Origin of the sequence: Macrococcus carouselicus (assembly GCF_004359515.1) — a bacterium.
In the GTDB taxonomy this organism is placed as follows: Bacteria; Bacillota; Bacilli; order Staphylococcales; family Staphylococcaceae; genus Macrococcus; species Macrococcus carouselicus.
Map to the genome: position 1 here is coordinate 232,160 of NZ_SCWD01000002.1, position 23,814 is coordinate 255,973.

41 protein-coding genes are annotated in these 23,814 nt (G+C 40.8%); 38 read left to right on the forward strand and 3 right to left on the reverse strand.

Features of this window, described 5'->3' with window-relative positions:
- Positions 1-74 precede the first annotated feature (74 nt).
- Positions 75-464 carry an MFS transporter gene (locus ERX40_RS07245; RefSeq protein WP_133417833.1) on the reverse strand — a complete coding sequence of 130 codons (390 nt, stop codon included), beginning with the start codon at positions 462-464 and terminating at the stop codon, positions 75-77.
- Between the two features lie 346 nt (positions 465-810).
- Here ERX40_RS07245 and rpsJ point away from each other — a divergent pair, with 346 nt between their 5' ends.
- The 38 genes from rpsJ to ERX40_RS07435 all read left to right on the forward strand — a co-directional run bounded on the left by rpsJ (position 811) and on the right by ERX40_RS07435 (position 21,612).
- Positions 811-1,119: a 30S ribosomal protein S10 gene (rpsJ, locus tag ERX40_RS07250; RefSeq protein ID WP_133417834.1), complete on the forward strand. Its 309-nt coding sequence runs from the start codon at positions 811-813 to the stop codon at positions 1,117-1,119.
- Positions 1,120-1,144: 25 nt separating this feature from the next.
- Positions 1,145-1,807: a 50S ribosomal protein L3 gene (gene rplC, locus ERX40_RS07255; protein ID WP_133417835.1), complete on the forward strand. Its 663-nt coding sequence runs from the start codon at positions 1,145-1,147 to the stop codon at positions 1,805-1,807.
- A 24-nt stretch (positions 1,808-1,831) separates the two neighbouring features.
- Positions 1,832-2,455 carry a 50S ribosomal protein L4 gene (gene rplD / locus ERX40_RS07260; protein WP_133417836.1) on the forward strand — a complete coding sequence of 208 codons (624 nt, stop codon included), beginning with the start codon at positions 1,832-1,834 and terminating at the stop codon, positions 2,453-2,455.
- A complete protein-coding gene (gene rplW / locus ERX40_RS07265; protein ID WP_133417837.1) occupies positions 2,455-2,730 on the forward strand; it encodes a 50S ribosomal protein L23 in 276 nt (91 codons plus the stop codon). Before rplD ends, rplW begins: the two co-directional genes overlap by 1 nt.
- Positions 2,731-2,765: 35 nt before the next feature.
- Entirely contained in the window at positions 2,766-3,596 is an 831-nt protein-coding gene (rplB, locus tag ERX40_RS07270; protein WP_133417838.1) for a 50S ribosomal protein L2, read from the forward strand.
- 65 nt (positions 3,597-3,661) lie between these two features.
- A complete protein-coding gene (gene rpsS, locus ERX40_RS07275) occupies positions 3,662-3,940 on the forward strand; it encodes a 30S ribosomal protein S19 (RefSeq protein WP_133417839.1) in 279 nt (92 codons plus the stop codon).
- Positions 3,941-3,964: 24 nt separating this feature from the next.
- The gene (gene rplV / locus ERX40_RS07280; RefSeq protein ID WP_133417840.1) at positions 3,965-4,306 is read left to right on the forward strand and encodes a 50S ribosomal protein L22; all 342 of its coding nucleotides are present in this window, start codon (positions 3,965-3,967) and stop codon (positions 4,304-4,306) included.
- A 27-nt stretch (positions 4,307-4,333) separates the two neighbouring features.
- Positions 4,334-4,987, forward strand: a complete 654-nt coding sequence (gene rpsC, locus ERX40_RS07285; RefSeq protein ID WP_133417841.1) for a 30S ribosomal protein S3 — start codon at positions 4,334-4,336, stop codon at positions 4,985-4,987.
- Positions 4,988-4,989: 2 nt separating this feature from the next.
- Positions 4,990-5,424 carry a 50S ribosomal protein L16 gene (rplP, locus tag ERX40_RS07290; RefSeq protein ID WP_133417842.1) on the forward strand — a complete coding sequence of 145 codons (435 nt, stop codon included), beginning with the start codon at positions 4,990-4,992 and terminating at the stop codon, positions 5,422-5,424.
- A complete protein-coding gene (rpmC, locus tag ERX40_RS07295) occupies positions 5,414-5,626 on the forward strand; it encodes a 50S ribosomal protein L29 (protein WP_133417843.1) in 213 nt (70 codons plus the stop codon). Before rplP ends, rpmC begins: the two co-directional genes overlap by 11 nt.
- 22 nt (positions 5,627-5,648) lie before the next feature.
- Complete coding sequence (gene rpsQ, locus ERX40_RS07300; RefSeq protein WP_133417844.1) at positions 5,649-5,912, forward strand: 30S ribosomal protein S17; 264 nt, start codon at positions 5,649-5,651, stop codon at positions 5,910-5,912.
- A 29-nt stretch (positions 5,913-5,941) separates the two neighbouring features.
- Positions 5,942-6,310 carry a 50S ribosomal protein L14 gene (gene rplN / locus ERX40_RS07305; RefSeq protein WP_000615921.1) on the forward strand — a complete coding sequence of 123 codons (369 nt, stop codon included), beginning with the start codon at positions 5,942-5,944 and terminating at the stop codon, positions 6,308-6,310.
- A 26-nt stretch (positions 6,311-6,336) separates the two neighbouring features.
- Positions 6,337-6,642: a 50S ribosomal protein L24 gene (gene rplX, locus ERX40_RS07310; protein WP_133417845.1), complete on the forward strand. Its 306-nt coding sequence runs from the start codon at positions 6,337-6,339 to the stop codon at positions 6,640-6,642.
- A gap of 24 nt (positions 6,643-6,666) precedes the next feature.
- Positions 6,667-7,206, forward strand: a complete 540-nt coding sequence (rplE, locus tag ERX40_RS07315) for a 50S ribosomal protein L5 (protein ID WP_133417846.1) — start codon at positions 6,667-6,669, stop codon at positions 7,204-7,206.
- A 29-nt stretch (positions 7,207-7,235) separates the two neighbouring features.
- Positions 7,236-7,421 (forward strand): 30S ribosomal protein S14, encoded by a 186-nt coding sequence (gene rpsN, locus ERX40_RS07320; RefSeq protein WP_133417847.1) that lies wholly within the window; start codon positions 7,236-7,238, stop codon positions 7,419-7,421.
- Positions 7,422-7,451: 30 nt separating this feature from the next.
- On the forward strand, positions 7,452-7,850 hold the full coding sequence (rpsH, locus tag ERX40_RS07325; protein WP_096077492.1) for a 30S ribosomal protein S8: 399 nt from the start codon (positions 7,452-7,454) through the stop codon (positions 7,848-7,850).
- A gap of 29 nt (positions 7,851-7,879) precedes the next feature.
- Positions 7,880-8,416 carry a 50S ribosomal protein L6 gene (gene rplF / locus ERX40_RS07330; RefSeq protein WP_133417848.1) on the forward strand — a complete coding sequence of 179 codons (537 nt, stop codon included), beginning with the start codon at positions 7,880-7,882 and terminating at the stop codon, positions 8,414-8,416.
- 27 nt (positions 8,417-8,443) lie between these two features.
- On the forward strand, positions 8,444-8,800 hold the full coding sequence (gene rplR / locus ERX40_RS07335) for a 50S ribosomal protein L18 (protein WP_133417849.1): 357 nt from the start codon (positions 8,444-8,446) through the stop codon (positions 8,798-8,800).
- Between the two features lie 18 nt (positions 8,801-8,818).
- Positions 8,819-9,316 (forward strand): 30S ribosomal protein S5, encoded by a 498-nt coding sequence (gene rpsE / locus ERX40_RS07340; protein ID WP_133417850.1) that lies wholly within the window; start codon positions 8,819-8,821, stop codon positions 9,314-9,316.
- 13 nt (positions 9,317-9,329) lie between these two features.
- Positions 9,330-9,509 carry a 50S ribosomal protein L30 gene (gene rpmD / locus ERX40_RS07345; RefSeq protein ID WP_133417851.1) on the forward strand — a complete coding sequence of 60 codons (180 nt, stop codon included), beginning with the start codon at positions 9,330-9,332 and terminating at the stop codon, positions 9,507-9,509.
- Positions 9,510-9,535: 26 nt separating this feature from the next.
- Positions 9,536-9,976 (forward strand): 50S ribosomal protein L15, encoded by a 441-nt coding sequence (rplO, locus tag ERX40_RS07350; RefSeq protein WP_133417852.1) that lies wholly within the window; start codon positions 9,536-9,538, stop codon positions 9,974-9,976.
- Positions 9,976-11,265: a preprotein translocase subunit SecY gene (gene secY, locus ERX40_RS07355; protein ID WP_133417853.1), complete on the forward strand. Its 1,290-nt coding sequence runs from the start codon at positions 9,976-9,978 to the stop codon at positions 11,263-11,265. The genes rplO and secY overlap by 1 nt, the downstream gene beginning before the upstream one ends.
- Positions 11,266-11,280: 15 nt before the next feature.
- Complete coding sequence (locus ERX40_RS07360; protein WP_133417854.1) at positions 11,281-11,928, forward strand: adenylate kinase; 648 nt, start codon at positions 11,281-11,283, stop codon at positions 11,926-11,928.
- A gap of 181 nt (positions 11,929-12,109) precedes the next feature.
- The gene (gene infA / locus ERX40_RS07365; protein WP_133417855.1) at positions 12,110-12,328 is read left to right on the forward strand and encodes a translation initiation factor IF-1; all 219 of its coding nucleotides are present in this window, start codon (positions 12,110-12,112) and stop codon (positions 12,326-12,328) included.
- A 32-nt stretch (positions 12,329-12,360) separates the two neighbouring features.
- Entirely contained in the window at positions 12,361-12,474 is a 114-nt protein-coding gene (rpmJ, locus tag ERX40_RS07370) for a 50S ribosomal protein L36 (protein WP_003720928.1), read from the forward strand.
- A gap of 19 nt (positions 12,475-12,493) precedes the next feature.
- The gene (gene rpsM, locus ERX40_RS07375) at positions 12,494-12,859 is read left to right on the forward strand and encodes a 30S ribosomal protein S13 (RefSeq protein WP_133417856.1); all 366 of its coding nucleotides are present in this window, start codon (positions 12,494-12,496) and stop codon (positions 12,857-12,859) included.
- A gap of 22 nt (positions 12,860-12,881) precedes the next feature.
- The gene (gene rpsK, locus ERX40_RS07380; RefSeq protein ID WP_133417857.1) at positions 12,882-13,271 is read left to right on the forward strand and encodes a 30S ribosomal protein S11; all 390 of its coding nucleotides are present in this window, start codon (positions 12,882-12,884) and stop codon (positions 13,269-13,271) included.
- Positions 13,272-13,350: 79 nt separating this feature from the next.
- Entirely contained in the window at positions 13,351-14,295 is a 945-nt protein-coding gene (locus tag ERX40_RS07385) for a DNA-directed RNA polymerase subunit alpha (protein WP_133417858.1), read from the forward strand.
- A gap of 18 nt (positions 14,296-14,313) precedes the next feature.
- Positions 14,314-14,682, forward strand: a complete 369-nt coding sequence (gene rplQ, locus ERX40_RS07390; RefSeq protein WP_133417859.1) for a 50S ribosomal protein L17 — start codon at positions 14,314-14,316, stop codon at positions 14,680-14,682.
- Positions 14,683-14,965: 283 nt separating this feature from the next.
- Positions 14,966-15,754: an energy-coupling factor transporter ATPase gene (locus ERX40_RS07395; RefSeq protein ID WP_243712995.1), complete on the forward strand. Its 789-nt coding sequence runs from the start codon at positions 14,966-14,968 to the stop codon at positions 15,752-15,754.
- Positions 15,751-16,602, forward strand: coding sequence for an energy-coupling factor transporter ATPase (locus ERX40_RS07400; RefSeq protein ID WP_133417861.1), 852 nt, complete (start codon positions 15,751-15,753; stop codon positions 16,600-16,602). The genes ERX40_RS07395 and ERX40_RS07400 overlap by 4 nt, the downstream gene beginning before the upstream one ends.
- Entirely contained in the window at positions 16,595-17,392 is a 798-nt protein-coding gene (locus ERX40_RS07405; RefSeq protein WP_133417862.1) for an energy-coupling factor transporter transmembrane component T family protein, read from the forward strand. Before ERX40_RS07400 ends, ERX40_RS07405 begins: the two co-directional genes overlap by 8 nt.
- Positions 17,393-17,401: 9 nt before the next feature.
- The gene (gene truA, locus ERX40_RS07410) at positions 17,402-18,226 is read left to right on the forward strand and encodes a tRNA pseudouridine(38-40) synthase TruA (RefSeq protein WP_133417863.1); all 825 of its coding nucleotides are present in this window, start codon (positions 17,402-17,404) and stop codon (positions 18,224-18,226) included.
- Between the two features lie 117 nt (positions 18,227-18,343).
- The gene (rplM, locus tag ERX40_RS07415) at positions 18,344-18,781 is read left to right on the forward strand and encodes a 50S ribosomal protein L13 (RefSeq protein ID WP_133417864.1); all 438 of its coding nucleotides are present in this window, start codon (positions 18,344-18,346) and stop codon (positions 18,779-18,781) included.
- Positions 18,782-18,800: 19 nt separating this feature from the next.
- Complete coding sequence (rpsI, locus tag ERX40_RS07420) at positions 18,801-19,193, forward strand: 30S ribosomal protein S9 (RefSeq protein ID WP_133417865.1); 393 nt, start codon at positions 18,801-18,803, stop codon at positions 19,191-19,193.
- 362 nt (positions 19,194-19,555) lie between these two features.
- Positions 19,556-20,068, forward strand: coding sequence for a GrpB family protein (locus tag ERX40_RS07425; protein ID WP_133417866.1), 513 nt, complete (start codon positions 19,556-19,558; stop codon positions 20,066-20,068).
- Between the two features lie 151 nt (positions 20,069-20,219).
- Entirely contained in the window at positions 20,220-21,077 is an 858-nt protein-coding gene (locus ERX40_RS07430; protein WP_165980705.1) for a metallophosphoesterase family protein, read from the forward strand.
- 91 nt (positions 21,078-21,168) lie between these two features.
- Positions 21,169-21,612 (forward strand): GNAT family N-acetyltransferase, encoded by a 444-nt coding sequence (locus ERX40_RS07435; RefSeq protein ID WP_133417868.1) that lies wholly within the window; start codon positions 21,169-21,171, stop codon positions 21,610-21,612.
- Between the two features lie 156 nt (positions 21,613-21,768).
- Here ERX40_RS07435 and ERX40_RS07440 read toward each other — a convergent pair.
- A protein-coding gene (locus tag ERX40_RS07440) for an IS3 family transposase (protein WP_133417869.1) occupies positions 21,769-22,913 on the reverse strand; the annotation gives its coding sequence in 2 pieces (ribosomal slippage) (positions 21,769-22,667 and positions 22,667-22,913; 1,146 coding nt in all).
- Positions 22,914-22,951: 38 nt separating this feature from the next.
- Positions 22,952-23,617, reverse strand: a complete 666-nt coding sequence (locus ERX40_RS07445; RefSeq protein WP_133417870.1) for a hypothetical protein — start codon at positions 23,615-23,617, stop codon at positions 22,952-22,954.
- Positions 23,618-23,814 lie beyond the last annotated feature (197 nt).

Below are 23,814 nucleotides of genomic sequence, written 5' to 3' on the forward strand. Positions count from 1 at the left end.
CATAACTTTCGCATCTATTAACCTATGACAAAAAATCGACTATCCTCTATAAAGGATAGTCGATTTTTTTGTTCTTATCTTCTATTAACGGTTTTGTCGGTATCGCCACCGTAATAGACATGCGTGTTACCTACCTGGTTCGGCAATGACATCACACGAATGATGAAGTAGATCAGAATAAGACTCATCACCCAGTGCAGAATCATCGCCACAAATGGAACGATAGCAATGATGCTGAAGACAATTCCTATCAGCGGCACCCATAAGAGCTCTTTGGAGCGCCCGTAGCGGTCCGCAAGCATCACGGCAAGCATGATGCCATAAATCAGAATACTTATGCCGAGTGGCGCCCAGGCGAGCGATAAAACGTAGGAGCCACCGATGACCGGTAGACCGAAAAATGCTTCACGCATCAATGCAATAATACCTAGAACTAAAAATACAACACGAAATGAGCTTTTCATTCAATAACCTTCTTGTTTATCCTCTTCCATCCACAGTGTCTCTTTCTAATGGAAGATACTTCTATTATACTATGATTTATAAAAATCCTTAATTACAACGACTTGCGCCTGCCCGCCATAATCGGTAGAATATAAAAATACGGTTTGAAAATAATTTCAACATTTATAGTGTAAAGTGTTGATTTTTACAGTGAAGTCCTGTATTATATCTACTGTTGGACTTTTAAAAGCGATGAAGCGAGAGGTTACTGACACACCCGGCCGCTTTGCCATGGCGATGTGTGAGACAATTTTCGTGGAGAAGTCTATCAAACCAAAATAGACGATATTAAGAGGAGGTAAAATAATGGCAAAACAAAAAATTCGTATTCGTTTGAAAGCTTATGATCACCGTGTGATCGATCAATCAGCTGAGAAGATTGTAGAAGTAGCGAAACGTTCAGGTGCTGAAGTATCTGGTCCGATTCCGTTACCAACTGAAAAAACAGTTTATACAATCATTCGTGCCGTGCATAAATACAAAGACTCACGTGAGCAATTTGAGCAGCGCACGCACAAACGTCTTATCGACATTGTTAACCCTACACCTAAAACAGTTGATGCTCTCATGGGCTTAAACTTACCATCAGGCGTAGACATCGAAATCAAATTATAATTTAAAGTAGGAGGTGCGACTTTCGATGACCAAAGGAATCTTAGGAAGAAAAGTGGGAATGACTCAAGTATTCGCTGAAAACGGTGAGTTAATTCCAGTAACTGTAGTAGAAGCAGCACAAAACGTTGTATTACAAAAGAAAACCGAAGAAGTTGATGGTTACTCATCAGTTCAGATCGGTTTTGAAGACAAACAAGCATACAAAAAAGACCGCAAGTCTAATAAATATGCAACTAAGCCAGCTGAAGGCCATGCTAAAAAAGCGGGCACAGCGCCTAAGCGCTTCATTCGTGAATTCAGAAACGTAGACGCTTCTGAATACGAAGTAGGTCAAGAAGTCACTGTGGATGCATTCCAGACTGGTGACATCGTTGACGTGACGGCAACTTCAAAAGGTAAAGGTTTCCAAGGCGCTATTAAACGCCACGGACAGTCACGTGGACCAATGAGTCACGGTTCTCGTTACCACAGACGCCCAGGTTCAATGGGTATGGCATCTGACGCTTCTAAAGTATTTAAAGGTAAAGCATTACCAGGCCGTATGGGCGGTAATACTGTTACAATGCAAAACTTGGAAATCGTTAAAGTTGATGTTGAGAACAACGTTATCTTAGTTAAAGGTAATGTGCCAGGACCTAAAAAAGGATTAGTTAAAATCCAGACTTCAATTAAAAAAGGCAATAAATAATAGCTGAAAGGAGGACATAGCATAATGGCTAATTATGATGTATTAAAAGTAGATGGATCTAAAGCAGGTTCAATCGAATTAAACGATAACGTATTCGGTATCGAACCTAATCAACATGTTTTATTCGAAGCAATCAATCTTCAACGTGCTTCACTTCGTCAAGGGACTCACTCTGTTAAAAACCGTTCAGCGGTAAGCGGTGGTGGACGTAAACCTTGGAAACAAAAAGGAACTGGTCGTGCGCGTCAAGGTACAATCCGTGCGCCACAATGGCGTGGTGGTGGTATCGTATTCGGACCGACACCAAGAAGCTACTCTTACAAAATGCCTAAGAAGATGCGTCGTTTAGCACTTCGCTCAGCATTATCAGCTAAAGTAAGAGACAACGAATTCGCAGTGCTTGATGCATTAACATTCGATGCACCAAAAACAAAAGAATTCAAAGCAATGACAACAACACTTGAATTACCAAGAAAAGTACTTTTCGTTATCGACGCTGAAGATGTCAACGTATTCTTATCAGCTCGTAACATCCCTGGTGTGACAGTTGTTACTACAACTGGCCTGAACGTTCTTGATATCGTTCATGCTAACAAAGTGGTCATGACTCAAGCAGCAGTTCAAAAAGTAGAGGAGGTGCTCGGTTAATGGAAGCTCGCGATATCATTAAGCGCCCCGTTATTACTGAACGTTCATCTGAGCAGATGGCTGACGAGAAATACACATTCGATGTAGACACTCGCGCTAACAAAACTCAAATCAAAATTGCGATCGAAGAAATCTTCGATGTAAAAGTTGATAAAGTGAATGTCATGAACTACAAAGCGAAAAAGAAACGTGTGGGCCGCTACACTGGCTACACAAATAAAAGAAGAAAAGCAATCGTAACATTAAAAGAAGGAACAATCGATTTCTTCAACTAAAATAAACCATTTACCATTAAGGAGGTAAAACGACAATGGCAATTAAACATTATAAGCCAATTACAAACGGTCGTCGTAATATGACAAGTTCAGATTTCGCTGAAATTACGTCAACGTCACCTGAAAAGTCATTACTTGAGCCCCTTCCGAGAAAAGCGGGCCGTAACAACCAAGGTAAACTGACAGTTCGTCACAGAGGTGGCGGTCATAAACGTCAATACCGTATCATTGATTTCAAACGTAACAAAGACGGTATTCCAGGTAAAGTTGCGACGATCGAGTACGATCCAAACCGTTCAGCAAATATCGCATTAATCCACTATCTTGATGGTGAAAAACGTTATATCATCGCGCCTAAAGGCTTAGTTGTAGGTCAAGAAATCAACAACGGTCCAGAAGCAGATATCAAAGTCGGTAACGCATTACCACTTATCAACATCCCAGTCGGTACAGTTATCCACAATATCGAATTAAAACCAGGTAAAGGTGGTCAGCTTGTACGTTCAGCTGGTACATCTGCTCAAGTACTTGGTAAAGAAGGTAAATACGTTCTTGTTCGTCTTAAATCAGGCGAAGTTCGTATGATCCTATCCACTTGCCGTGCGACTATCGGTCAGGTCGGTAACGAACAGCACGAACTGATCAACATCGGTAAAGCCGGTCGTTCTAGATGGCTGGGCAAACGTCCTACAGTCCGTGGTTCTGTAATGAACCCTAACGATCACCCACACGGTGGTGGTGAAGGACGTACTTCAATCGGTCGTAAATCACCAATGTCTCCATGGGGTAAACCAACGCTTGGTAAGAAAACTCGTAAGAAGAAAAACAGTTCTAACAAACTTATCGTTCGTGGACGTAAGAAATAATAAAATCAACTTGCTGACTGCGGCATGAGCCGCAGTGTACAGCAGGATAAGAGGGAGGCGCCACAATGGCTCGTAGTCTTAAAAAAGGACCTTTCGTTGATGATCACTTAATGAAAAAAGTTGAGGCAATGGAAGCAAATTCAAAAAAATCAGTAATTAAAACTTGGTCTCGTCGCTCTACAATTTTCCCTAACTTCATCGGCCACACAATCGCAGTATACGATGGACGTAAACACGTACCTGTATTCGTAACTGAAGATATGGTTGGACACAAATTAGGCGAATTCGCACCTACACGTACTTACAAAGGTCACGGTGCAGACGACAAGAAAACTAAACGCTAATTTCATATTTAAGGAGGAAAAACAATGGAAGCAAAAGCGGTAGCAAGAACAATCCGTATCGCACCTCGTAAAGTGAGATTAGTTTTAGATCTTATCCGAGGTAAAGAAGTTGGCGAAGCAATTGCCATCTTAAAATTAACAAACAAAGCATCTTCACCAGTAGTAGAGAAGTTATTGATGTCAGCTTTAGCAAATGCTGAGCACAACTATGACATGAACATCGACACTTTAGTAGTTAAAGAAGCTTACGCTAACGAAGGACCGACATTAAAACGTTTCCGCCCACGTGCACAAGGCCGTGCGAGCGCGATCAACAAACGTACTAGTCACATCACTCTCGTCGTAGCAGACAAAGAAGCTAAATAATTAATATCTCATTAAGGAGGGAATACAGTGGGTCAAAAAATTAATCCTATCGGACTTCGTGTCGGTATCATCCGCGACTGGGATGCGAAATGGTATGCAGAAAAAGATTTCGCTACTCTGTTACACGAAGACTTAAAAATTCGTAAATATATCGCAGAAAACTTAAAAGACGCTTCTGTTTCTCGTGTAGAAATCGAACGTGCAGCTAATCGCGTCAACATCGCTATCCACACTGGTAAACCAGGTATGGTTATCGGTAAAGGCGGTTCTGAAATCGAAAAATTACGTAACAGCTTAAACTCATTAACGGGTAAACGTGTACACATCAACGTTGTTGAAATCAAGAAGGTTGATATGGATGCAACATTAGTTGCTGAAAACATCGCTCGTCAATTAGAAAACCGTGCGTCATTCCGTCGTACACAGAAACAGGCAATCCAACGCGCGATGAAACTTGGCGCTAAAGGTATCAAAACTCAAGTATCAGGTCGTTTAGGTGGTGCGGATATCGCACGTGCTGAGCAATATTCAGAAGGAACTGTTCCACTTCATACATTACGTGCTGACATCGATTACGCACACGCTGAAGCAGACACTACTTATGGTAAATTAGGTGTTAAAGTATGGATTTACCGTGGAGAAGTTCTTCCTACTAAGAAGTCTAGTGAAGGAGGAAAATAATAATGTTATTACCGAAACGTGTAAAATACCGTCGTCAACATAGACCTAAAACAACAGGACGTTCAAAAGGCGGAAATGAAGTAACATTTGGTGAATATGGTTTACAGGCAACGACAGCTGCTTGGATCACATCACGTCAAATCGAATCTGCCCGTATCGCAATGACTCGTTATATGAAACGTGGCGGAAAAGTCTGGATCAAAATTTTCCCACATACACCATATACTAAAAAACCTTTAGAAGTCCGTATGGGTTCTGGTAAAGGTGCTGTTGAAGGTTGGGTAGCAGTAGTTAAGCCTGGACGTATTATGTTCGAAATCGCTGGTGTTCCAGAAGAAACAGCTCGCGAAGCATTACGTTTAGCATCTCACAAACTTCCAGTGAAAACTAAGTTTGTAAAACGTGAAGAATTGGGTGGTGACACAAATGAAAGCTAAGGAAATTAGAGATTTAACCACTTCTGAAATTGAATCAAAAGTAAAAGCGCTTAAAGAGGAACTTTTCAACCTACGCTTTCAGTTAGCTACAGGTCAACTTGAAAATACAGCACGTATTCGTGAAGTAAAGAAATCAATCGCGCGAATGAAAACTGTTGTACGTGCAAGAGAAATTGAGCAACAAAAAACTGAACAAAAATAATTGAAAAGAGGAGGACACTCGAGTGAGCGAAAGAAATGACCGCAAAGTTTACACTGGTAAAGTTGTATCTGATAAAATGGATAAAACAATTACAGTTTCAGTTGAAACTTACAAAACACATTCTTTATATGGCAAACGTATCAAGTATACAAAAAAATATAAAGCACATGATGAAAACAATACAGCTAAAATGGGCGATATCGTAAGAATTATGGAAACACGTCCTTTATCAGCTACGAAACGCTTCCGATTAGTTGAAGTAGTTGAAGAATCAATCATTATTTAATCATTAATAGATAAAGGAGGTAACTCAGAATGATCCAACAGGAGACACGCTTAAAAGTAGCAGACAACTCTGGTGCTCGTGAAGTATTAACTATTAAAGTATTAGGCGGATCTGGACGTAAAACAGCTAACATTGGTGACGTTATTGTATGTACCGTTAAAAATGCTACACCAGGTGGCGTTGTTAAAAAAGGTGACGTTGTTAAAGCTGTAATCGTTCGTACTAAATCTGGTGTTCGTCGTAACGACGGTTCATACATCAAATTCGATGAGAACGCATGTGTTATCATCCGTGATGATAAAGGTCCTCGTGGAACTCGTATCTTCGGACCAGTTGCTCGTGAATTACGCGAAGGCAACTTCATGAAAATCGTTTCATTAGCACCTGAAGTATTATAATTTTTAGAAAGAGGAGGTGTCCCGGCATGCATGTAAAAAAAGGCGACAAAGTTATCGTTATCACAGGTAAAGATAAAGGTAAAACAGGAACTGTAATTGAAGCACTTCCTAAAAAAGATCGCGTTGTAGTTGAAGGTGTCAACATCATCAAAAAACATCAGAAACCAACACAGATGAATCCTGAAGGCGGAATCGAAGAGCGCGAAGCTGCGATTCACGTATCTAACGTTATGTTACTGGATCCTAAAACGAACCAACCAACACGTGTCGGCTACAAAGTAGAAGACGGTAAGAAAGTCCGTGTTGCTAAAAAGTCTGGAGAAATCATTTAATAATCTTGGAAGGAGGTTCTCACTTTGACTCGTTTAAAAGAAAAGTTCAATAATGAAATTACACCTGAGCTGATGAAGAAGTTCAACTATGCATCAGTGATGGAAGTACCAAAAATCGAAAAAATCGTTGTGAATATGGGTATCGGTGATGCTGTTCAGAACTCTAAAGTATTAGATACTGCGGTTGAAGAACTTCAGGCAATCACTGGTCAGAAACCAATGGTCACTAAAGCTAAAAAATCTATCGCGACATTCCGTCTGCGTGAAGGTATGCCTATCGGTGCGAAAGTAACGTTACGTGGTGAAAGAATGTACGAATTCTTCGACAAATTAGTTAATGTATCTTTACCTCGTGTACGTGACTTCCGTGGTATCTCAAACAAAGCGTTTGATGGCCGTGGTAACTACACACTGGGTGTTAAAGAACAATTAATCTTCCCTGAAATTGACTACGATAAAGTAAGTAAAGTACGAGGAATGGATATCGTTATCGTTACAACGGCTAACACTGACGAGGAAGCTCGTGAATTGTTAACTCAATTCGGTATGCCATTTCAAAAGTAATCTCTAATCTAATAGGAGGCTAAAACTTAATGGCTAAAAAATCAATGATCGTTAAACAACAACGTGAACCTAAATTTAAAGTTCAAGCTTATACACGATGTGAACGTTGTGGACGTCCACACTCAGTTATCCGCAAATTTAAACTTTGCCGTATTTGTTTCCGTGAATTAGCTTACAAAGGTCAGATTCCTGGCGTTAAAAAAGCAAGCTGGTAAAATTAAAGAATTGAAAGGAGGATATTTTCAATGACAATGTCAGATCCAATCGCAGATATGCTAACTCGCGTGCGTAACGCAAACATGGTACGTCACGAGAAATTAGAATTACCTGCATCAAACATCAAAAAAGAAATCGCTGAAATCCTTAAACGTGAAGGTTTCGTTAAAAGCGTAGAATATATCGAAGATGATAAACAAGGTGTTATCCGTATGTTCCTTAAATACGGTTCTAACAACGAACGTGTTATCACTGGTTTAAAACGTATCTCTAAACCTGGTTTACGTGTATACGCAAAAGCTGATGAGCTTCCTAAAGTATTAAACGGTTTAGGTATCGCATTAGTGTCAACTTCTGAAGGTGTATTAACTGATAAAGAAGCGCGTCAACGTAACATCGGTGGAGAAGTATTAGCTTACATCTGGTAAGAATTAATTAAAGAAGGAGGTGCCGACAGATGAGTCGTGTTGGTAAGAAAATCATTGATATCCCTGCTGGTGTAGAAATCAAAATCGATGGACACACAATCACAGTCAAGGGTCCTAAAGGTGAATTAACAAATACATTTAACGAAGAAATGACTTATAACTTAGAAGATAACACTTTAGAAGTTGTTCGTCCTTCTGATTCTAAAGCACACAAAACAATCCATGGTACTACTCGTGCGTTAATCGCAAACATGGTTGAAGGCGTGTCAAAAGGTTTCGAAAAGAAACTTGAATTGATCGGGGTTGGTTACCGTGCGCAAATGCAAGGTAAGAACTTAATTCTTAACGTCGGATACTCTCACCCAGTTGAAATCGTCGCAGAAGACGGTATCACATTATCTGTTGAGAAAAATACGAGCGTTAAAGTTGAAGGTATTTCAAAAGAGCGCGTAGGTGCGATCGCATCAAACATCCGTGCTACTCGTCCACCAGAACCTTATAAAGGTAAAGGTATCCGTTACGAAGGCGAATATGTTCGTCGTAAAGAAGGTAAAACTGGTAAGTAATCACTAACTTAAGAAAGGAGTATTCACATGATCGCTAAAATCGATAAGAACAAAGTACGTTTAAAAAGACATGCGCGTGTACGTAGCAGATTGACTGGTACGACAGAACGCCCTCGTTTAAACGTATATCGTTCTAACAAACATATTTATGCTCAAGTAATTGATGACGCTCAAGGCGTGACAATTGCACAGGCATCTAGTCAACAATTAGGTTTAGATGCTACATCAAACGTAGAAGCAGCTAAAAAAGTAGGCGAAGCAGTAGCGAAAGCAGCCGTAGAAAAAGGCATTACTGCAGTTGTATTTGACCGCGGAGGGTATTTATACCACGGACGTGTTCAAGCATTGGCTGAAGCAGCTCGTGAAAACGGACTTCAATTTTAATAAAAGGAGGGACACTCAATGCGTCGTGAAAGAGAAGCAAAAGAATTTGAAGAACGCGTAGTTACGATTAACCGTGTTTCTAAAGTAGTTAAGGGTGGACGTCGTATGCGTTTCACTGCACTTGTAGTCGTTGGAGATAAAAACGGTCGTGTCGGTTTCGGTACTGGTAAAGCACAAGAAGTACCAGAAGCGATCAAAAAAGCAATCGAAGATGCGAAGAAGAACTTAATCACTGTTCCTCGTGTTGAAGGTACAACACCTCACCAGGTAACAGGTCGTTTCGGTGCGGGTAGCGTATTAATCAAGCCTGCTGCACCTGGTACTGGGGTTATCGCTGGTGGTCCAGTTCGTGCCGTACTTGAACTTGCAGGTATCACTGATATCTTATCTAAATCTTTAGGTTCAAACACACCGATCAACATGGTTCGCGCTACTGTTGAAGGATTAAAAGAACTTAAAGTGGCTGAAGAAGTAGCACAATTACGTGGTAAAACAGTCGAAGAACTATTAAATTAAGGAGGGCATACAAATGGCTAAATTACAAATTTCCCTCACTCGTAGTATCATCGGTCGTCCTGAAACACAACGTAAGACTGTTGCTGCTTTAGGTCTTAAAAAAATGCATCAGACAGTTGAAGTTGATGACAACCCTGCGATTCGTGGGCAAATCAATAAAGTAAGTCACTTAGTGACAGTTAAAGAAGTATAATTATTAACAATTAAGGAGGTGCCGTAATGAAATTACATGAGATGAAACCTGTTGAAGGTGCTCGTAAAGAACGTAACCGTGTAGGCCGTGGTATGGCTTCAGGTAACGGTAAAACAAGTGGCCGTGGTCACGGTGGACAGAACTCTAGATCAGGCGGTGGCGTACGTTTAGGCTTCGAAGGTGGTCAATTACCATTATTCCGTCGTCTTCCAAAACGTGGTTTTACTAACATCAACCGTAAAGAATATGCTATCGTTAACTTAAGCCAATTAGAACGTTTCGAAGAAGGTACTGAAATCACTCCAGCTTTATTGCTTGAAACTGGCGTTGTAAGTGCTGAAAAATCAGGAATCAAAATTCTTGGTAACGGTGAACTGTCTAAGAAGCTTACAGTAAAAGCTCATAAATTCTCAGCTTCAGCTATCGAAGCAATTGAAAGTAAGGGCGGAACTCACGAGGTGATCTAATGTTTGAGACTCTCAGGAATTTCTTCACAACAAAAGAAATTCGTAGCAAGATATTGTTTACACTCGCAATGTTACTAATCTTCAAAATCGGAACCTATATTCCGGTTCCTGGTGTTAACCCTGAAGCTTTTGATTCAAAAGCGAATGCCGGTGTGACTGATTTATTCAACACATTCGGTGGGGGTGCACTGAAGAATTTCTCCATACTAGCGATGGGGATTATGCCTTATATCACGGCATCTATCGTCATGCAGCTTCTGCAGATGGATGTAGTACCTAAACTGACAGAATGGTCCAAGCAAGGGGAAGTGGGTCGTAAGAAAATCACTCAGGTGACACGTTACTTCACCATCGTCCTTGCATTCATTCAAGGTCTAGGAATGAGTTATAGCTTCAACAATATGCTTGGAGGCCAGTTGATCAACAACACATCAATCTGGAGCTTCCTGCTGATTGCCCTTGTTTTAACTGCCGGGACTGCATTTTTGATGTGGTTAGGTGAACAGATTACACAGTACGGTGTCGGTAATGGAATCTCCATTATTATCTTCGCTGGTATCTTATCTTCTATCCCGACAGCACTCGGACAGTTCTATCAGCAGAGTTTCGTTGGTGCAGATGATACAACGATGGCATTCCTTAAAGCAATCGGCTTACTTTTAGGTATGATTTTATTAACAGCGGGTGCGGTATTTGTACTTCAGGCAGTACGTAAAATACCGATTCAATATGCTAAACGTCAAACAGGCAATCGTCTAGCACCTCAAGCGACATTCCTTCCGATGAAGGTCAATGCAGCAGGGGTTATTCCAGTTATCTTCGCAATGGCATTCTTTATGCTGCCGAAGACACTTACTCTGTTCTTTCCTACAAAGGAATGGGCACAGAACGTTGCGACTTATGCAGACCCGACTCACGGTGTCGGCATGGTGATCTATGTCTTACTGATCATCGCATTCTCATATTTCTACGCATTTGTGCAGGTCAATCCTGAACAGATGGCCGAGAACCTGAGAAAGCAAGGCAGTTACGTACCAGGCATCCGTCCTGGGAAATCAACACAAGACTATATCACACGCGTGTTATATCGCTTAACTTTTGTCGGATCATTATTCCTGGCACTGATCTCCATTCTGCCGCTTATTGCGACAGGATTAATGAACCTACCTCAATCCTTGCAGATTGGTGGTACAAGTTTACTGATCGTAATTGGTGTAGCGCTTGAAACAATGGCTCAGTTAAAAGCACAGCTTAACCAACGTGAATATAGAGGATTCAGAAGACGTTAGTAGGAGGGAATATTAATGAACATCATTTTAATGGGTCTACCTGGTGCAGGTAAAGGAACTCAAGCGAGTGAGATTATTAAGAAGTACCCTATCCCACATATTTCGACTGGAGACATGTTCCGCGCTGCTATCAAGAACGGCACGCCGCTCGGTAAGGAAGCGAAGTCGTTCATGGATAAAGGCGAACTTGTTCCGGACGAAGTGACTATTGGTATAGTGAAAGAACGCTTAGCAGAAGAAGATGCTAAAAAAGGATTTTTACTTGATGGTTTCCCGCGTACAGTTGAACAGGCCGCGGCACTGAATCAGATGCTTGAAGAGACAGGTCGTAAGATCGAAGCTGTCATCAACATCGAAGTTCAGGAAGAGGAACTGATGAACCGCTTAACAGGTCGTCGTATCTGTGAGACGTGCGGCACTACTTATCATCTTGTATTCAATCCACCGAAAGTAGAAGGTATTTGTGACCTTGATGGTGGTAAATTATATCAACGTGAGGATGACAATCCAGAAACTGTTGCCAATCGTCTGAGCGTCAATATCAAACAGACACAACCGTTACTCGATTTCTATCGTGAACAGGGTGTCCTGAGAAATATTGATGGTTCCAGAGAGATTCAGGAAGTAACAGGCGACGTTGAAAGTATTTTAACTAACCTTTAATTCATATACCGTTTCGCCTCCGGGTGAAGATACTTTTAATGTTCCAGAGCAATAAATATGACGTTATCCTCACCTAAAGTCCAGACAAGTCCATAGATTTATTGAATAGAATCATTTATAATAGATGAGTTGACAATGTATCTAGACTTTCTTGAAACTTAAAAAAAGGGGGCAAATGATAATGGCTAAACAAGATGTTATTGAATTAGAAGGTACAGTACTCGATACTTTACCGAATGCAATGTTTAAAGTAGAACTTGAGAATGGTCATGAAATCTTAGCACATGTGAGTGGTAAGATTCGTATGAACTATATCCGTATTCTACCTGGCGACAAAGTAACAGTGGAAATGAGTCCATACGATCTGACGCGTGGACGCATCACGTATCGTTTCAAATAAACGAACTCCATCATAAATAGGAGGTTATAAACATGAAAGTAAGACCATCAGTTAAACCTATGTGCGAAAAATGTAAAGTTATTCGTCGTAAAGGTAAAGTAATGGTAATTTGTGAGAACCCAAAACACAAACAAAAACAAGGATAAAAATGGAGGTGCACTATAAATGGCACGTATCGCAGGTGTAGATATCCCTCGTGAGAAACGCGTTGTAATTGCGTTAACTTACATTTATGGTATCGGTAAAACGTCCGCACAACAAATCTTATCAGAAGCTGGAGTTTCTGAAAGTACACGTGTGCGCGATTTAACAGAAGAAGAAACTAACAAAATCCGTGAAGCAGTCGATAGTTACAAAGTTGAAGGTGACCTTCGTCGTGAAAGAAACTTAAACATCAAACGTCTGATGGAAATCGGTTCATACCGTGGTATCCGTCACCGTCGTGGTTTACCTACACGTGGACAGAATACTAAAAACAACGCTCGTACTCGTAAAGGCCCAGTTAAAACTGTAGCTAACAAAAAGAAATAATAAGTAAAGGAGTGAAACATAAATGGCTCGTAAACAAGTATCTCGTAAACGTAGAGTTAAAAAGAATATTGAAAACGGTGTAGCTCACATCCGTTCAACATTCAACAATACAATCGTTACAATCACTGATGAATTCGGTAACGCTTTATCTTGGTCATCAGCTGGTGCGTTAGGTTTCAGAGGTTCTCGTAAATCTACTCCATTCGCAGCACAGATGGCTTCAGAAACTGCTTCTAAAGCAGCGATGGAACACGGTTTAAAAACAGTTGAAGTAACAGTTAAAGGACCAGGTGCAGGTCGTGAAGCCGCAATCCGTGCATTACAATCAGCAGGTCTTGAAATCACTGCGATCAAAGACGTTACACCAGTTCCTCATAACGGTTGTCGTCCACCAAAACGTCGTCGCGTATAATTTTTCTTAGTACTGAAAGTCACTTACAATAGTAGTAGCACTAAAAAATTATTCGACGTTGTTGAAGGAGGATAAATAAATGATTGAAATCGAAAAGCCTAGAATTGAGACAGTTGAAATCAGTGAAGATTCTAAATTCGGTAAATTCGTTGTTGAACCGTTGGAACGTGGTTATGGGACAACTTTAGGAAACTCCTTGCGTCGTATCCTGCTTTCTTCATTACCTGGTGCGGCTGTAAAAAACATCGAAATCGAAGGCGTTCTGCACGAATTCTCTACTGTAGAGAACGTGGTGGAAGACGTTACAACTATGATCATGAACATCAAAGGCCTTGCGCTTAAAATCTATTCAGATGAAGATAAAGTGCTTGAAATTGATGTAAAGGATGAAGGTATTGTAACGGCCAAAGATATCATGCATGACAGCGACGTTGAGATTTTAAACCCAGATTTAAAAATCGCAACAGTATCTAAAGGTGGACACCTGAAAATGCGTTTAATCGCCAATGCAGGTCGTGGCTATGCTTTAGCTGAAGATAACAATGCCAGTGATTTACCAATTGGTGTGATTCCAGTGGATTCACTTTACACACCAGTTGAGCGTGTGAACTACACAGTGGAGAATACACGTGTAGGACAGAGTACGAACTTTGATAAATTAACGATGGATGTCTGGACAGACGGATCATTAACACCTCAAGAAGCGGTATCGCTTGGTGCTAAGATCATGACTGAACACCTGAATATCTTCGTTAACTTAACAGACGAAGCACAGAACGCTGAAATCATGATTGAAAAAGAAGAAGATCACAAAGAAAAAGTACTTGAAATGTCTATCGAAGAATTAGACTTATCAGTACGTTCTTATAACTGTTTAAAACGTGCAGGAATTAACTCTGTACAGGAACTTGCAGATAAATCCGAGGCGGACATGATGAAAGTTCGTAACTTAGGACGCAAGTCACTTGAAGAAGTTAAGTTCAAACTTGAAGACTTAGGTCTTGGATTAAGAAAAGAAGACTAGTAGAAGGAGGTACGATTCATGGGTTACAGAAAATTAGGCCGCACTTCAGATCAACGTAAAGCGATGTTACGCGATTTAGCTACATCTTTAATCGTGAACGAACGTATCGAAACAACTGAAGCTCGCGCGAAAGAATTACGTAAAATCGTTGAGAAATTAATCACTTTAGGTAAACGCGGTGACTTGCATGCTCGTCGTCAGGCAGCACAAGTATTACGTCGTGTTGAAATCACAAATGAAGATGACACTACTCAATTCGCAGTACAGAAATTATTCAATGAAGTAGCACCACGCTATAACGAGCGTCAAGGTGGCTACACGCGTATCATGAAAGTTGGACCACGTCGCGGAGACGGTTCTGAAATGGTTATCATTGAATTAGTATAATCCGGTTTATAGGGATCATTTATCTGACACACACTATAAGCAAATGAGTGCAACGATAATGTTTACCACACATAGATATTGTCTAGCTCAGAGTATTCTGCCACAATTGAACATTCATATGCGTGAACTCCTGTGGCAGAGTGCGCGCTTTTTTCATTCCTAATCCTTTTAGCAGACGCTAAAAGGATTTTTTGTGTTAAAGCCATTAAATAAGCGGCGGGCAGTTGTCTGAGAGTATGAATCATGTATACTAGTGATACATATGCAAAAAGGAGGAGAGCGCATGCTGGAAGTGAAGAATGTCAGCTACAGGTATGAGGAGCAGGAGACGGATGCACTGACAGATGTGTCGTTCTCCATCATGAAGGGAGAATGGGTCTCTATCGTCGGCCATAACGGTTCAGGCAAGTCGACCTTGGTCAAATTACTGGGTGCCATTATGCCGCTGCAGCACGGTCATATCCTCATTGATGGAATAGCCGTGACAGAGAACAGTTACGCCATCCACGGCAAGGTCGGCATGGTGTTTCAGAATCCTGATAATCAGTTCGTCGGTGCGACGGTTGAGGATGATATCGCGTTCGGTCTCGAGAACTACGGCATCGACTATGACGAGATGCATAGACGGGTGGACGAGGTGCTGGAGGCTGTCTCCATGTCCCATATGAAGATGCATGAGCCGCATCATCTGTCAGGCGGTCAGAAGCAGCGTGTGGCGATTGCCGGTGTCATTGCGCTCAGACCGCGTATCATCATCTTGGACGAGGCGACGGCGATGCTGGACCCGGAAGGCCGTCTTGAGGTACTGGACGTCATCAGACAGCTGCAGCGTGACCTGAACCTCACGGTGATAGCAATCACTCACGACCTGGAGGAGACGATAGAGGCAGACAGGTTACTGGTGATGCACCAGGGCAGACTCGTGATGCAGGGGACGCCTGAGACCTTATTTGAGCGCGGAGACGAACTTGAAGCGCTCGGTCTGCCGTTACCGTTCTCGATGCGCATGTATCAGCTGATAACAGGCGCATCCCAATTTATACAGGATGAGGAGCTGCTGGATAACCTATGATTGATTTCCAACACGCAGGCTATGCTTACTCAAAAGGAACGCCGTTTGAAGTGCGCGCATTATATCATATCACGACTGACTTTGAACTCGGCAGATACTATGCCGTCATCGGTCACACTGGATCGGGTAAATCCACATTGATTCAGCATCTTAACGGCCTGCTGAAGCCAACTGAGGGTGCTATCCAGTTTGATGACTTAGCCATTACCCCTAAGACGAAGAACAAATATCTGGCCCCGCTCAGACGTCGTGTGGGCGTAGTCTTTCAGTTCGCGGAGCAGCAGCTCTTTGAGGAGACGGTGCTGAAGGACATCATCTTCGGTCCGCTTAACTACGGTGTAGAGGAAGAAGTAGCGACAGACAGGGCTTATCAATTGATGACACTCCTTGATCTGGATCAGTCGCTGCTCGACCGTTCACCTTTTGATCTGTCAGGCGGCCAGATGCGACGTGTGGCCATTGCCGGCGTCCTCGCTATGGAGCCGGAGATACTGGTCCTGGACGAACCGACAGCAGGTCTCGATCCGAAAGGACAGCAGGAGATCATGGCGCTGTTCGATCAGATTCACCGGGAGACGGGTATGACCATTATCCTCGTGACCCACCAGATGGACCAGGCGGCACGTGCCGACAATATCAAAGTGCTGCATCAGGGCACCATAGTCCTTGAAGGGACACCGGAGGACATCTTCAGACAGGACCTGAGTCCCTATGACCTGCTGCCGCCGAAAGTCGTGCAGCTGCAGCGCGCGGTGGAGGAGAAGCACGGTATTCAGTTCCCATCACTCGCACTGACAGCGGAACAGTTCGCCGCTATGTATAAGGACTGGAGGGCTCACCATGCTTGATAAGATGGTCCTCGGGCGTTACGTCCCCCTCGATTCCTTTGTCCATCACCTGGACCCGCGCATGAAGCTGATCTTCGTCTTTCTGATGACGATTGTCATCTTCTTTGCGAATAATGTTATCACCTATCTCCTGCTGATTGCCGTCATCCTGATTGCGCTCTATGCCTCAGAACTCAGATTATCGTTTCTGATCGGTGGCCTGAAGCCGATCCTGCTGCTGCTCGTCTTCACGTTCTTCATGCATATCTTCTGGACGAAAGGCGGCGGGACAGTATTCAGATTGGGCTTTCTTACAGTAGACCGTAACGGTGTGGAGCAGGGGATATTCATCACGCTGCGATTTGTCTTGATCATCTTCCTGACGACCATCATGACCTTGACGACAAGTCCGATCTCGCTCACGGATGCGATGGAGACCTTGTTCAGACCGCTCAGAAAGCTCAAAATCCCTGTGCATGAACTCGCGCTCATGATGTCCATCGCCCTCAGATTCATTCCGACATTGATGGACGAGACGCAGAAGGTCATGCGCGCACAGATGTCCCGCGGCTCCGATATGACGACAGGGAGCGCGATCAAGCGCCTGAAGGCCATCGTGCCGCTCCTTGTCCCGCTCTTTGTCTCGGCATTCAAACGCGCTGAGGACCTGGCTGTCGCCATGGAAGTCCGCGGCTACCGAGGCGATATCAACCGAACGAAATACCGCCGGCTGAACTGGCGTCTGACCGATACACTGACCTTACTCACCATTATACCGATTACATTACTCATCCTGTATTATAGAAACTAGAGGTGACCGATGCGAATTTTACTACAACTCACTTATAACGGTGCGAACTTCCAGGGCTTTCAGATCCAGAACGAAGGCCGCACCGTCCAGTACGAACTGGAACGCATACTGAAGCGCATGCATAGAGACTTTGTGCGTATTCACCCATCATCCCGGACGGATAAAGGCGTGCATGCCCTCTGCCAGTATGTCCATTTCGACACACATCTGAACCTGACAGCTGACAAATGGCAGCATGCCTTCAACTCAGCACTGCCAGATGACATCTACGTTACAGCAGTCAGACAGATTCCTGAAGACTTCCACAGCCGCTATCATTGTATCGGCAAGGCCTACCGCTACAAGATCTACCAGGCACCTTACCGCGACGTCATGAAGACGGGTATCGAGACCTACTATCCGCATGACCTGAATCTTGAACTGATGAACGAAGCGGCACAAGCCTTCCTCGGCACACACGACTTTACATCCTTCTGCTCAGCGAAGACGGAGATTGAGAACAAGGAACGCACTATCTACAGCTTTCAGGTCGATAAGACAAAAGACGGCTACGACTTCCACGTCATCGGCTCAGGCTTCCTCTACAACATGGTCAGAATCATGGTGCAGCACCTGATGGATATCGGCCAGGGCAAGAAGAACGCAGCAGACATTCCGGCCATCATCGCAGCCCGTGACCGAACAGCTGCAGGCAAGACCGCACCGGCCGAAGGACTCTACCTCGAGAAGATTTATCTGACAGTAGAAGAACTCGCTCAGGACATCCCACCAGGCACGAAAATAATCACTAAAAATAACCGTAAAGCATTGACAACAGACCCCGGAATGTTATAAGATAAACAACGGTATTGTTTAATATCAGCCACTACAATAAGCCCCGGAAACTTATTGTGTTACAGATATATAGACAGAATTCAGAGGGAACTTTTTTTATTTTAGGAGGAAAAACACATGCGTCAAACATTCATGGCAAACGAATCAAACATCGAACGCAAATGGTACGTTGTTGATGCAGAAGGACAGACTTTAGGTCGTCTTTCTTCAGAAGTAGCATCTATCTTACGCGGTAAACACAAGGCAACTTATACACCACACGTTGACTGTGGCGATCACGTCATCATCATCAATGCAGAAAAAATCTACTTATCAGGTAACAAACCAGCAGACAAAGTATACTACCGTCACTCATTACACCCAGGTGGTTTAAAATCAATCACTGCTGGCGAATTACGTGAGAAAAACCCAGTACGTTTACTTGAAACATCAATCAAAGGCATGTTACCAAAAGGTTCACTCGGCGATAAAATGGGTAAAAAATTACACGTTTATGCTGGACCAGAACACAAAAACCAAGCACAACAACCTGTAAACTACGAGTTACGTGGTTAATTAAGAGGAGGACAATACATTGGCACAAGTTGAATACCAAGGCACAGGCCGTCGTAAACATTCAGTAGCGCGTGTACGTTTAGTACCGGGCGAAGGTAACATCACTATCAACAAACGTGACGTACGTGAGTACTTACCATTTGAATCATTAATCTTAGACTTAAACCAACCATTCGATATCACTGAAACTAAAGGCAACTACGACGTATTAGTCAACGTACGTGGCGGCGGTTTCACAGGACAAGCACAAGCAATCCGTCACGGCATCGCACGTGCGTTGCTTGAAGCAGACCCAGAATACCGTGGTGCGTTAAAACGCGAGGGCATGTTAACTCGTGACCCACGTATGAAAGAACGTAAAAAACCAGGTCTTAAAGGCGCTCGTCGTTCACCACAGTTCTCAAAACGTTAATGCTGGAATTGTTGCAAACTTGTTTGCTTACAAGTCCAGTACGCAAACTGGCGTAGACAGTTTGTGTTCCATTGAATATACGTTTACAGCACTCTTTGGATTATTCCACGGAGTGCTTTTTTGTTTTTTTATAGAGGTATTTAGATACCATTTAGTTACCCCAAAGGGTACTTTTTTGTTTGGAAATTATGGAATATTCAATTTCATGAAACTGTATGACACTCTATGAAAGAACTCGATTTTTCTCTGGGATTCATACATTCGTAAACATATTAGTCCTTACAACGATTTGCTAGTATCATTTACCCCTGATATAATTATGAAAGTTTGTGTACTTTATAAATGATAAAGGGATGTTATTTATGAAAGTCAGATTAACAAGTTATGATGATAATTGGAAAAATTCTTTTGAAGATGAGTGTAAGATAATGAGAGAGATCTTTGAGAATGAGATTGTTCGATTTGAACATTTTGGGAGTACATCAGTACCAGGTATGAAAGCTAAGCCTGTTGTAGATATGATGATACTAGTAAAAGATATTAATGAGATAGATAAATTTAACTCTAAATTAGAAATGTTAGGATACGATGTAGCAGGTGAGTGGGGCATCACGGGTAGGAGGTTACTCCGAAAAGGTGGAGAGAACAGAACACATCACATTCATATTTATCAATTTGATCATACTTCAATATACCGTCATCTGGTTGTTAGAGATTACTTGTTAGAACACCCTGAAGAAGTAAAGTCCTATAGTGAGTTTAAGGAGATTTTAGCTAGTAAATATGATGAAACAAGAGAATACAGTAAAGCAAAAAAAGAATTTGTTTCTAAACTAGAACAAAAAGCAATTAAATATTACAGGAATAATAACTAGTATAAAGTTCGCTAGTTTAGTTTTTTAGAGTAATATAACTGAAAATTCTATATAATTAACATAACTAGTGATGCTGAGCTACAATGTTATGAAAATAAAGTCAAAAGATGAATTAATAAGAATAATTAATGAATTATAAGGGGGGATGATTATGAAGAAAATTGGATTGATTTCCGATATCCATGGTAATACCACTGCTGCGGAAGAAGTTATTAAAGATGCTAAGAATCAAGGCGTAGATGAGTTCTGGTTTTTAGGTGATCTTTTTATGCCGGGGGCAGGTAGAAGTGACTTATTGGAATTATTGCTTCAAAATAATACAACAACTTTTGTTAAGGGGAACTGGGATGGTTGTTTTACAAGTGTGATTGAAGAATACTATACCATTAACTATGACGATCCGGAAGAGATCTTTATTTTCAAATTGGTGAAGTATGTGATGACAGATTTATCTGAAGAACAAATTCAGTTTATGTTTGATATACCGATGACGATTGAAAAAGAAATCTATGGCGTGAAGTTTCATCTATCACACAATCTGCCGAATAAGTTTGGTGGTGGTGATTTAGTTGTACAAAGTGCTGGTGAGAACTTTGCGAGGATGTTTGAACATACAGATGCCAAGGTAGCGATTTATGGACATATTCATGAACCAGTATTGAGGCAGGTTGCTATGGGAGATGATAGAAGAGTCATCAATCCAGGTGCAGTTTCAACGACAATGGGCAAACATTCTAATTATGCTATTCTGAAAGTTGAAGAAAACGGCTCATGGTCAGTTGAATATAGATATATCATTCATAGTCATGAAAAAACATTAAAGGATTCAAGAAATAAACAGTTACCTTATTATGATCTATATGAAGATACGATGTTGAACCATGTGCACCATACACATAACGTAGAAGGTATTCATGAAAACAATGTGAAGTATCAATACGGAGAACGAGTAAGAGAATGGTTGGAAGATGAAGAAATGAAGAAAATATTTAAAAAGTATAGAAAATAAAAATATATTAATAGTAAAAGTGAAAATTGATTTATTAACAGAAAGAGAAACAATTATTTAAACGTTAGAGTATGAAAGTGAAAGAGATAATATGATTATTAGAGAAATGAATAATGACGATATAAAAAATGTATCAGTCTTACTAAACGATTATCGAATGTTTTACCATAAACCTAATGAACTTGATAAGTGTGAGATTTTTTTAAAAGAACGTATTGATAATAAGGAGTCACAGGTATTTATAGCGGAGTTAAACGAAGAAATCATAGGATTTGTACAAATATACTCTATATTCTCAACAGTCAGTCTACAACGTGCCTATATACTTAATGATTTATTTGTAAGCGAAAATGCTCGAAAAACTGGTGCAGGTAAGAAATTAATAGAAAAGGCTTTTGAGTTTGCTGAAGAAAACGCTGCCAGATATATTTGTTTGGAAACAGGGAAAGATAATGAAAAAGCACAGAGATTGTATGAGAAAATGGGAATGAGTATCGATGATATGGTCTATCATTACTCAAAGACAATTAATTAGGTGATTACATGATAGAATCTGTATTATTCGATTTAGATGGCACCATTTTAGATAGAGAAAAATCATTAGAAAAATTTATCGAACTCCAGTACCAAAACTTAGTGGCACACCAATATGATATAGATTTTAATCAATATAAAAATCGATTTTGGTCTGTCAACATAATATTGGACAGTTTTTATAGAATATTTCTTTATATTCTTTTGGTGTTAGATCATTCAATGCACCGTGCGGTCTGATATTGTTGTACCAGTTCACATAATCAAAAAGTTCAATATTCAAATGATTGAGAGAAAGAAAATGAAATTGATTAATAAATTCGGTCTTCATCGCTTTAAAGGTTGCTTCAGCGACCGCATTATCATACGGACACCCTTTCATACTCAACGATCTCTGAATACCGAAGGTATCAAGCACTTCATCTATGAGATGATTATCAAACTCTTTTCCCCGGTCGGTATGAAACATCTGTACTTCTCTCAGATTATGTCTGATGGTGCTGAGAGCTGCTGAAACGAGATGACTGTCTTTGCGGGGTCCTGCACTGTAACCAACAATTTCACGGTTAAAGAGATCGATAAACAGACATATATAATGCCATTTTCCAGCCACCTTTACATATGTCAGATCACTCACCAGCACTTCCATCGGTCTTTCTCTATAGAATGCTCTACCCAGACCATTGGTGATATCACGTTCGTTTGGTCGAGCCGGAAAGGCCCTGTAACGCTGGGATGTATAGGTGGAGACAAGATTCTGTTTTTTCATGATGCGGCCAATCCTTCTCCTGGAAACCTTAATTCCCAGTTTATCTAGATGGATCTTGATTCTTCTCGTGCCAAAACAACGCCGGTTTGTATTGAAAATCTGAACGACCTTCTCAGTGACATCTCCATCGTGATGATTTTTTCCTGTGTCATTCAGTTTATTCGCTTCATAATAGTAGGTGCTTCTGGGAATCTGCAGGACTTTACACATTGCTGATACTGAATATTTCTCGGCATTCTCACGAATGACGGCTATCTTCGTCCCATGATCAGCGCTGCTTGCTTTAAAATGTCATTCTCTATCTTCAGCTGCTGATTCTCTTTACGTAATCTTTTCATTTCCTTCTCTTCATCGCTCATATTGTCATTGTGCAGAAATGATCCTGTGGACTGATGTTGTTTGATCCATTTCTCTAATGCCGAAGGCGTCAGGTCATATGCACGTACAATTTCATTTCTAGGTTTACCGTTCTCATAAAGTTTGACCATCTGTAGTTTAAACTCAGGACTGAAACTTCTTCTTTCTCGTGACATAAATAAATCGCCTACTTTCTTAGATTAACAATATCTATTCACATAGCAATTGTCCAACTAAGTGTAGACGATTCAATATGTGGACATTTAGCACTATCATATTTAAAGTTATAGCCAAGATTTATAATATTTGTTTCATTAAGTGTGGTTTTGCGTGAATTATCAATATATAAACGTTTAGGCTTTGCTAATTTAAAGTGATATTCAACTACATCATGTTTAATTATTTTTTCAATCAATGGTAACTTTATAAGTCCTTGAAGTTCCACTTCCATATTTTGCATTTTAGTATCAAACTTATTTCCTACCATAAATGCATAAATAATTAAATCTTCAGGTGTTTTACTGTATGACATAATAGCAGAAGTAAGATTACCATTTGCTTCTTCTTTATATAAATTGTTATCAATTATAAACTGGAGTAAACCGTAGTCAAAATAGTACTTATCTTCATAATATACTTTAATTTTCTTTGTCCACTTAAATTGAATATATAGAAAGTAGAGAATAAGAATCCATGCTAGAATTCTGAAAATAGCATAATTGAGTGCAAAGGAAGAAAAGCCGGCAATCAATAAAATAATAAACAGCGAAATTTGAAGAAAGTCTATGAATTTATGATACGAGAGGAACAATGTATGTTCCTCAAGTATTGAAACTATAGGTTTTTCATTAGGCTTTAATAAATATAATAGCTTCTTCATTTATAGAAAAACCTATTCTTGAACTTTATAAATTCAGTCTTTAAGAAATAGTATGTTGTAATAAATAAAGATATAATCCATAGGGCAGTAACAAACAGGTTTTGATTAAACATATAAACTGCTAAATAGAAAAATAGTAAAGTGATAATGCAAGAGATAATGAATTTAATTTTTAAATGCATTTCATCAATTCCTTT